We start from the raw sequence: 9,433 nt of genomic DNA, 5'->3' as shown, positions 1-9,433 counted from the left end.
GGCTAACAGAAATAAGCAAGAAAATCCGACTTAAGCAGAACGACCACGCGAGCAGAAGGACTCAACGCTCTCCCCACACTCGCCGCGAGCAGCACCCTTACCGCTGCTCCTTAACCCGCGAGACCAGCTGCGTCGGACTAACAAACTGCAACGCAACAAGCACCCAGATCAGCGTGATCGCCATATAGATCATAGCCATCGCATCGATCGACTGCGGCGCCCGCACCCCTGTCGAAAACACAGCATAGTAAAGCGCGACAACTAGCGTCTGCGTACCCGGCCCGGCCGTGAAAAACGTCAATTCAAACATCCCGATAGTACGCACCAAAACCAGCAACCCAGCTGCAAGCATCCCCGGCATGAGTAGCGGCAACAGCACGTAGCGGAAGTACTTGAACGTATTCGCCCCAAAGATGCGCGCCGCCGATTCGAGATTGGGATCGATCTGTTCGATGAACGGCGTCATCACCAGAATGACGAACGGCAACGCGGGAACCAGATTCGCCATGATCACGCCCACGAGCGTACCGGCGAGGCCGAACTTGTACATCACGGTCGCCATCGGGATGCCGTACGTGACAGGCGGGACCATCAGCGGCAACAGGAACACGAGCATCGCAAAACGCTTGCCGCGAAACTGCACGCGCGCTAGCGCATAAGCCGCTGGAACGCCTAGAACGATAGACAGAACCACGACCGCACCGACGACTTCCATGGTGGTCAGCAGCACACTCGCCAACTGGAAATCGACCCACGTTTGCGCATACCAATGCAACGTGAATCCCTGTGGCAAAGGCGTGCCGAACCAGCGCGTCGCGACTGAATTGACAGCAACCGTCGCAATGAGCAACACGACGTTCAGCAGGAAAAAACCCATGACGCCCCAGACGAGCGCCTTCCAGAGGATATCGCCGACATGCCTGCGAGGCTTCATGGCCTTCGCGGGTTGCGCGCCGTGGTTGTGGCTGTCCTGCGTCACGTGCGGGGAAGGGGACCAGGTTGAGTTATCGGTTGCCATCAGCCTTTTCCTCCGGTCACGGGACCCGTGTAGAAGAAGCGGCGACCGCCCAGCATGGCCGCAACCAGCAGCAATTGCACGAGACCCATGACGATCGCGATGGTCGATGCGAGCGAATAATCATAGCTTTCAAAGGCGGCTTCCGATGCCGCGATCGAGATCACGCGCGTCGGACCGGCAGGCGCGCCAAGCAGTATCGCCGATGGAAACACGGAGAACGCCTGCACGAACGAAAGGCACGCGGCCATCGTAAGCCCCGGTGCGAGAAGCGGCAGGTAGATCTGTTGAAACTGTTGCCAGGGGCTAGCACCGAGCGTGGCCGCAGCGCGCGCGAGGGTGGGATCGATACCCGTCACATAAGACAACGTCAGCAGGAATGCGAACGGAAATCCCGACACAATCAGCGAGATCAGGACGCCCCAGTAATTGTGCGTGAGGCGCACTTCGTCGCTATAGAGATGGAGGCCCTGAAGCGCTTGCGGAAACCAGCCGTTGGGGCCGAAGTAGGTGAGCATGCCGTCGGCGATCAGCACCGTGCCTAGGGTCAACGGAATCACAAGCAGGGTGGTGACAATCTTCTGGTAGGGCGAATTGCGACGCAACGCGAACGCGACGGGAATCGATAACCCCACGTTGATGACCGTCGCCGGAACGGCCAGCTTCAACGTGACGATGATGGTCGGCCACATCGAGGTATCGGTGAAGAAGGCGATGTAGTTTGCCCATGCACCGCCGCCGTTCATCGGGTGGAGGGATAGAACCAGACCGTAGATGAACGGATAGATGAACAGCGCCAGGATGAAGATCAGCGCGGGGGCGACGAGGAAGCGCTTCGGATCGCGCTGGACAGGAAGCGCAAGCGTGCTCATGCGGTTTCTCCGCCATAGACGAGGGTTCGCGACGGCGCGGTGCGCAGCGTGACGCGCTCGCCGACCGCGAATTCGCCGGCCAACCGCGCCCACATCTTGCCGAACGCAGTGGCAACGATGATCAGCGAATCGCGGCCGCCATACTCGACCGTTTCCACTTGCGCGTTGAACGTGTTGTCGGTGCCGGGCTCGGCACGCTCGAGGTCCTCGGGACGAATCGCGATGCTGACACTCTTCGTATCGAAGCCTTCCATTGCGGTCCCGATCAGGCGAACGCCTTCGGCCAGGACGGCGACGCCGTCGCCCTGCATGCCTTCGAGTGTGGCGCGCACGACATTGCGATATCCCATGAAGCGCGCGACGTGCAGGTTGCGTGGCCGCGTATAAACCTCTTTCGGCGATGCCACTTGCTGCACCACGCCTTCCTTCATCACGACGATGCGATCGGCCATGGACAGCGCTTCGTCCTGATCGTGCGTCACATAGATCGTTGCCCGTTCGAGGGTGCCGTGAATGCGGCGGATTTCCGCACGCATCTCGATGCGAAGCTTGGTGTCGAGATTCGACAGCGGCTCGTCCATCAACACAAGCGGCGGTTCGATCACGATCGCCCGCGCGATCGCAACGCGCTGCTGCTGGCCGCCGGACAATTGCCCGGGCAGCTTTGCATCGTGTCCGACGAGTTGTACGAGGTGCAGCGCTTCACGTGCGCGGCGGGTCGTTTCCGCCTTCGATTCACCGCGCATCTTCAGGCCGAAGCCGACGTTTTCCAGCACCGACATATGCGGGAACAGCGCGTAGTTTTGGAACACCATGCCGAAGCCGCGCTTCTCGGGCGGCAACAAGTCGATGCGCTGCTGGTCCAGCCAGATCCCGCCCCCTGTCAGCGGCTGCAAGCCGGCAATGCAATTGAGCGCGGTCGACTTGCCACATCCGGACGGTCCCAGCAAAGCGATGAACTCGCCTCGCTGAATGTCGAGGTCCAGCCCCTGCAATGCTGCGACCTGCACGCCTGCCGCGTTGGTAAAACTGCGGCTCACCGAATCCAGCCTGAGCTGTTGAAAACCCTGCTTCATAAGGACTCCTGGGACGCGCGACGACCGTGCCCGTCGCGCGTCACGTGTAGATCACTTGGTCTTCGCCGATCCCACTTCGCGATCCCACTTTTGAAACGCGGCGACCATCGCCTGTGCGCTGAGCGGAATCACATGAGGACGATCGGCGAGCAGCTTTGCGTACTCTGGGCGACCGAACTTCTTGATGACTTCCTGGCTGCTGGCGGGCGCCTGATCGATCGTCACGCCCTTGATTGCGGGTCCCGGATAGAAGTAGCCGTCGTCATAGGTGAGCGCCTGTTGTGCCGGATCCAGCATGAAGTTCATCAGCTTGTAGAGGACGTCGAGCTTTTCCTTGGGCACGCCTTTCGGGATCACCATGTAGTGGGCGTCGTCGACCCAGGTCATGTTGTCGAACGCTTGCACCTTGTATTCAGCGGGAACCAGTCCGAGCGCGCGTGGGTTGATGTCCCAGCCCGTGACCGTCACCGTCATGTCGCGCGAGCCTTCGCCGAGTTCCTTCATCACCGCCGACGTTCCGCCGGGGTAGTAGGGGATGCAATCGTTGAGTTGCTTGAGGAAGGCCCAGGTCTTGTCCCAGCCGTTGATCGGGTCTTGCGGATTCTTGTCGCCGAGAACGTACGGCAGGCCCATGAGAAACGTGCGGCCCGGCCCTGAATTCGCCGGACGTGCGTAAATCAGCTTGTTCGGATGCGCCTTGCACCACTGGAGCAATGCTTCAGGCGTCTTCGGCGGATCGGTGACCTTGGCCGGGTTGTATTCGATCAACGGGCCGGCCGGCATGTACGCCACCTCGATCCCATAGCCCTGTGCGACGTCCTGCATCTTGCGCGGGCCTGGCGCATATTTATCGAGCACACCGGGGAACGCAGCGGCGTTATCGGGCAGCAGCTTGATCCAGAGACCTTGTTCGATACCCGCAGCCAGCGCGTCGGTCCCGGTGAGGACCAGGTCGATATCGGAGCGGCCGACGGCTTGCATTGCCTTTAGCTTGCCGGGCAATTGCGGGGCGGGCGCATTGGTGTAGGTGAAATTGGAAACGAGATTTGGATACTTGGCCTTGAATGCTTCGAAGCCTTTTTGCGTCAATTGCAGGTTGCCTGCGACATCGACGATATTGATGGACACTGGATCGGCCGCGCGAGCCGCCGATGTAAAGACTGTAGCCGCCGCCATGCATAGCGCCGCAACCGTTGCTGGCAGACCGCCCGACAGAGCCATTTGATCTCCTTTTTGGTCTATAGCCGACGCGGAATCGACCACTTCCCGACGGCATCAGATGTTGTATTTGTAGTATGTCATCCTACGACTTGCACGATATCTGACGAGACTTTCCGTTTCCATCGCAGTTAACCCTTAACAGCCGAACGGGGCCCAGGTTATGACGGGCGTCCTGTAGTAAAAGTATCTCTAGTCGACAGTGCTAGAGGTATGACTTTGCTATTTTTCGACTTGTTGTCAGATGACATATGTCGCGAGCACTGAAACTTTATTGTTTATCGGGCTAGGGTCGTGCGAAGAGGGAAGTGCGACGTACGGTAGACGTACGAGGACTGTAGAGGGCGTGGGTAGTGCGAGAACGGGGATGATTACTGATGGGGCGGTTGAGGCGAAGCGTGTGCGCGCCGTTGGCGAGAAAGGTCGGTGTTCGACTGCGGGTTGGTGCGTGGGGGCGGCACTACGTTCGTGCCAAAAACCGAAAATCCGCAACGCCGACACTTAAAGATTGGCGGTTTAAAACGCGTTTCTTTGCTTCGTTTCTTTGCGCGTTTGCAAAGAAATGAAGTTCCGCCCCGAACAGGGGCTAACAGTAATAAGCGAGAAAATCCGACTTAAGCAGAACGACCACGCTAGCAGAAGGACTCAACCCTAGCCCCACACTCTCCGCGAGCAGCACCCCCCCAACCTCCCCCCTCACTGCCCACCGCAGGTCAAACTCGAAAGGTTAGGAAAGCGCGTTGCCCAATCGCCCGAAATGGCAGCTTGCGCACGCACCAATGGCATATCGCCCGTACAAACGCACCGCTTCAGGAACACCGTCAACCGCTCCTTGCTGCGCTGCCCGCCACGGCCATCCCATCGGCGAATGTCAAGATTGGTCTGCGCCGTGGGCGATCCGCCAAGCAAGACAGGCATGCGGTGATCGAGCGCATATTGCGATGCACTAGGAAGATCGATGCGACGTTGCTTGAGCAATTGTTCCTTCTCATGCATCAGGTCGTCGAACGGCGGAAGCACTTCATCGACATAACCGGGCCTGCAAATCGTATCCACGATCGTCGACTGCGTAACGCGTGGATCAAGCAAGCGCGGATTAAGGAAGTCCGGCGTCTGCGCCAGGACAGGAAAGCCCCCGGCGGCGAGCGCAAGCACGAAACACGCGATGATGCAGCGCCGCAAACCGGCACGCGAGCAATGCGAAAAATGCCTTCGATTCATTCGTCTAGCCCGACGCATAACGAGCGGCGCGGCAGTTATCGGTGCAATTGGAGGATCTAATTAAAACACATGCGAGGATCGCCGGGCCCAGAGTGACCCGGCAAAGGCAGCTCCGTGTTTCCAGGCATCGCATAGCGCGCTCAGGAAAGATGCTCGGCGAGCGCGGCGGCGAGCGCTAAAGCTTCATCGTGAAAACGCTGATAGGCGCGGTGAATCAACGCCGTGTCGCGAGCGCAATAGTCGCCCACCTGTGCCTCGCATGCCTGTTGCAAATCGCGACACGCATCGGCGAAAGGCGTCGCGGCAATCATGAATGCCGCCCCCTTCATACGATGCGCAAGTTCACGCAAGTGATCGAAGTCACCCAGCGCAAAAGCCCGGCGAGCATCGTCCAGATCCTGCTGGTTCGCGTGTTGCACCGCTTCCGCAAGCGCGACCGCTTGCTCTCCGAATGCGTTGAGCTTCCTCGCGTCAAAGGGCGGCGTGGGGCTTTCCGGCACCGATGAATCCACGCGGACGCTTAGCGTCGACCCAGGCCTTGCGTCCAACACAAATGCGCTCAGGAACGGCGCGTAGGTTCTCGCCGCACCGGCGTGAGTCATGGCGTCCTGATGCTCGTTGTCCCGCATGTCAACAGAAGCATGGCGCGAGATGAAACTCGAAACGAGATTATGTTCCGGTCCATAAACGGGCGCATCTTGCACATCGAGACCCTGTGCCGCCTGTGCAGCGGACTTCGGTTTCTGGTCGAGCAATGATCTGAATCCCGGGCGGTGGACGCCCTCCGATACGGCCGGCGGCGTTTCACCGGCGCCATGCGTGAGCCGCGTCAATGCCTGCATCAGCCCATCACGCAACGCGTCGAGCCCGAGCGGCTTGACCAGGCAGAGCGTCATGCCAGCATCGACGGCCTCCTTCGCGCACTCCGGCTGCGCATTCGCGGTCATGCCGACAATGGGCGCCGGTTCGATCCGTCGACCGGCGCCCGCAAGCGATCGTTCCAGGCCGCGAATCGCGCGAGCGAGATCCTCGCCGCTCATCACAGGCATCGAGCAATCGGTCAGGATCAACTCGAACGCAGAATCCGCGCTGAAACGATCCCGCCATAACGCGAACGCCGCCTGCCCGTCGTTCGCGGTTTCAACCGAACATCCGAGCGTATCAAGCTGACTCTTAAGGAGCATGCGGCTGGCCGGATGATCGTCGACCACCAGCACGCGCAACCCTTGCAGGATCGGCGCAGGCTTGGTCGAAGCCAGTGCCGTGGCCCCCAACCCAATCGCCGGCCCGGTAACAGGCAAACGCAGGTGCACGGTAAAGCGGCTTCCCTGCCCCGGCGTGCTCGCGAGCGTGATCGACCCGCCCATCAGGGTGAGCAGCCGGCGACATATCGTCAATCCGAGTCCGGTACCCCCGAAGCGCTGCGACTGCTTGTGCTGCGCCTGGGCGAACGGCGTGAATAGCAACGCCTGCTGATCCACGGGGATGCCCATGCCCGTGTCGGATACTGACAGCACGAGTTGGCGGGATGCATCGTGGGGAAGTCCGATGGGCTCGCTGATCGAGTATTCCACCGATACCTCTCCGGCATCCGTGAACTTGATCGCATTCGACAACAGGTTGCCCAGCACTTGCCGCAAACGGAGCGCGTCGCCTTCCAGCCACGCGTGCTCGTTGGCACCGAGCACATGAATCGTAAGCAGTACTCCCTTGGCGCGCGCCGCCGGTTCATAGATTGCTGCCACGCCTTCTATCCACGCCCGCCATTCGAATGGTGCGACGACCAATGCGAGCCGCCCGGCTTCTATCTTCGCGACGTCGAGCAGGTCGTCGATCATGTCGAGCAAGTCGCGACCTGCCTGATGCGCGGTGCCGAGCGTGCGTTCGGTCGATGCACGGTCGCCGGGGTTGCGTAGTTCGAGTTCGAGCAGGCCGAGCACGGCGTTCATCGGCGTACGGATTTCGTGGCTGATGGCGGCGAGGAACGCCGACTTGGCGCGATTGGCCTGTTCAGCCTCGTTCTTGGCCACGCGCATGGCGCGCTGCGCAGCACGGCGGCGCGTGATTTGCATGCGCAGTGACACTGCCCATGCAACCAGCAGCGCCAGCAAGGCCAGCCCGATCAACGCGCCCACGACCACTTGCGGACGCCGCCGTTGCCACTGGTTTTCGGGGTGCTCGACCAGCAGCCAGCGACGGCGAATAGCATCGAATTCGGCAGGATGGATGTGTTCGATTGCATGGTTGAGGATGGCGAGCAGCACCGGCTCATTTCGTGCGACGAGGAATCCGCGCTGCACGGGTTGCGTGGAGAACGCGCCCGTGATGACGAGCTTGCCCAGATACGAATTGCCGACTGCGTAGTTGGCGATGGTCAGGTCGACGACCGTCGCGTCCGCGTCGCGATTCACCACCGCGTCGAATTGTCCTCCAACGGGCGATGTCTCCACGATATTCACGGACGGCACGCGTTGGCGAAGCATCGCGATGAGACTCGGATTGCCCCATACGGAAATACGCTTGCCAGCGAGCGCATGGGCGTCGCGCAGCCCTCCGGCGCCTGCGCGCGTCACGATTACCATCACGCCTTCTCCGATCGGTTTCGTCGCAACGCGCTCAGGAGTGCTGCGGTGTTCCAGCAGCCCATACGCGATCATCGACGCGCGGCCGTCGCGCAAATCCTCAATGGAGCGTTGTGTCGAGTCGCGCAGGAGGCCTTCGAAACGCAGCCCCGTCATGTTGCCGATAGTGGCGAGCGTATCGATAGCGAGACCGGCCGGTTGACCGTTCGAGTCGCGAAACGAGACCGGCGCGGCGTCGGAATACGTCGAGTACGTGACCACCGGATGCGCCGCGATCCATGCGCGTTCAGCATTGCTTAGCACCAGGGGTTGCGCGAATGTCACCGCCGTCGTTGCGGCCCAACGTGCTTGAACGGCGGGAAGGAAGCGCGGCGGCAATGCGGCGAGCACCCCATCGACGCGCACGCGTAGCGCATCGCCGGCCGGGTCGGGGGAAAAAGCGAAACTGTAGCCGGCTTCATCGAACGCGGCGAAGCCTGAAATGGTCAGGCTGCTCAGGTCCTCATGATCGATCGTGTAGCCGGCCGTCAGGAGATCGCCGACAAAGGCGTCCACGTCCCGCAGCGACACCGCCAGCAACGCGCTCAAGGTGTCGGGATAGCCGACCGGAGCGAGCGCCGGATACGCGTCGCGAAGATGTTGCGGCGAGGTCTGTCCCTCGACATAGGCGATACGCCGGGTGCGAGCGCCCATGACGCGCCGCTCGACGAACACCTGCCGGGTGTTTACGTAGGCTCGGCTGTAGCGCAGCGGTGGACCGGCGTCGGTGCCGGTTGCGCTCGTGGCGGCATCGATACGATGAGCCCGTAATGCATCGATCATTGCAACGCGGTTTGGAAACGTTCGCCATTCCAGCGGCCGTTGCAACGCGAGCGCCACGTGTTGCGCGAAATCCGCCGATACCCCGCGCATCGACGCATCCGGTTCGACTGGATCGTTCGGATTACTCATTTCCATGGGCGGCACTGAACCGGGCACCACACCGACGATGAATGGCGTCGGCGTCGCTGCATTGACTGCAACGATGCAGCCCGGCGGGCAGATAAAAAGCCATGCTGAAGCGCTTAATATTGCAACGCGCCTCCCTATTGAAGTCATCGATGTGTTCCATCAGCAGACTAGGCAAGAACGCCTGTTTTGTCCGGGGAGAAAGTGTCTCAAATTCGTGGCGTATCGCCAATGAATGGCCGGCCGGGATGCGGATTGGAGCGATTAGTGGCGTATTCCAGCGGGGGTGGTAACGGTTTGGTAAATGGTGGCGTAATGAGTGGTAGGGGAAGGTTTAGGAGGCGTTCTGATAGTGGTGAGTGTGAGGCAAGGTTGGACCGGGATAGTCGCGGATGTACGGCCGTCGAGGCGAAGCGTGTGCGCGGCGCTTGAATGAGACGTGGGTGTTCGACTGAGTGTTGATGTGTGGGGGCGGCACTACGTTCGTGCCAAAAACCTGAA

General features: G+C 60.7%; 7 protein-coding genes. 1 reads left to right on the top strand and 6 read right to left on the bottom strand.

Annotated elements, in window-relative coordinates:
* Window positions 1–97: 97 nt before the first annotated feature.
* From WCA53_RS08760 to WCA53_RS08735, 6 genes are all read right to left on the bottom strand, one after another.
* Complete coding sequence (locus WCA53_RS08760; RefSeq protein ID WP_423908058.1) at window positions 98–1,018, bottom strand: ABC transporter permease; 921 nt, start codon at window positions 1,016–1,018, stop codon at window positions 98–100.
* A complete protein-coding gene (locus WCA53_RS08755; protein ID WP_423908056.1) occupies window positions 1,018–1,887 on the bottom strand; it encodes an ABC transporter permease in 870 nt (289 codons plus the stop codon). The genes WCA53_RS08760 and WCA53_RS08755 overlap by 1 nt, the downstream gene beginning before the upstream one ends.
* Complete coding sequence (locus tag WCA53_RS08750) at window positions 1,884–2,963, bottom strand: ABC transporter ATP-binding protein (protein ID WP_423908054.1); 1,080 nt, start codon at window positions 2,961–2,963, stop codon at window positions 1,884–1,886. The genes WCA53_RS08755 and WCA53_RS08750 overlap by 4 nt, the downstream gene beginning before the upstream one ends.
* Before the next feature lie 51 nt (window positions 2,964–3,014).
* Window positions 3,015–4,139 (bottom strand): extracellular solute-binding protein, encoded by a 1,125-nt coding sequence (locus WCA53_RS08745; protein ID WP_423908061.1) that lies wholly within the window; start codon window positions 4,137–4,139, stop codon window positions 3,015–3,017.
* A gap of 738 nt (window positions 4,140–4,877) precedes the next feature.
* Complete coding sequence (locus tag WCA53_RS08740) at window positions 4,878–5,402, bottom strand: hypothetical protein (protein WP_423908052.1); 525 nt, start codon at window positions 5,400–5,402, stop codon at window positions 4,878–4,880.
* 140 nt (window positions 5,403–5,542) lie between these two features.
* On the bottom strand, window positions 5,543–8,935 hold the full coding sequence (locus WCA53_RS08735) for an ATP-binding protein (RefSeq protein WP_423908050.1): 3,393 nt from the start codon (window positions 8,933–8,935) through the stop codon (window positions 5,543–5,545).
* A 4-nt stretch (window positions 8,936–8,939) separates the two neighbouring features.
* On the opposite strand from WCA53_RS08735, the gene WCA53_RS08730 reads away from it, so the two are divergent.
* Entirely contained in the window at window positions 8,940–9,167 is a 228-nt protein-coding gene (locus tag WCA53_RS08730; RefSeq protein ID WP_423908047.1) for a hypothetical protein, read from the top strand.
* Window positions 9,168–9,433 lie beyond the last annotated feature (266 nt).

Source organism: Caballeronia sp. (assembly GCF_049581465.1).
GTDB lineage: Bacteria > Pseudomonadota > Gammaproteobacteria > Burkholderiales > Burkholderiaceae > Caballeronia.
The sequence above is the reverse complement of the archived record's forward strand: the minus strand, read 5'-3'. Positions and strand labels throughout refer to the sequence as shown.

Coding starts and splice junctions, on each gene's coding strand:
- WCA53_RS08740 (WP_423908052.1), bottom strand. CDS start 5,402: ATGAATCGAAGGCATTTTTCGCATTGCTCGCGTGCCGGTTTGCGGCGC.
- WCA53_RS08760 (WP_423908058.1), bottom strand. CDS start 1,018: ATGGCAACCGATAACTCAACCTGGTCCCCTTCCCCGCACGTGACGCAG.
- WCA53_RS08735 (WP_423908050.1), bottom strand. CDS start 8,935: ATGAGTAATCCGAACGATCCAGTCGAACCGGATGCGTCGATGCGCGGG.
- WCA53_RS08755 (WP_423908056.1), bottom strand. CDS start 1,887: ATGAGCACGCTTGCGCTTCCTGTCCAGCGCGATCCGAAGCGCTTCCTC.
- WCA53_RS08745 (WP_423908061.1), bottom strand. CDS start 4,139: ATGGCGGCGGCTACAGTCTTTACATCGGCGGCTCGCGCGGCCGATCCA.
- WCA53_RS08750 (WP_423908054.1), bottom strand. CDS start 2,963: ATGAAGCAGGGTTTTCAACAGCTCAGGCTGGATTCGGTGAGCCGCAGT.
- WCA53_RS08730 (WP_423908047.1), top strand. CDS start 8,940: ATGGGCGGCACTGAACCGGGCACCACACCGACGATGAATGGCGTCGGC.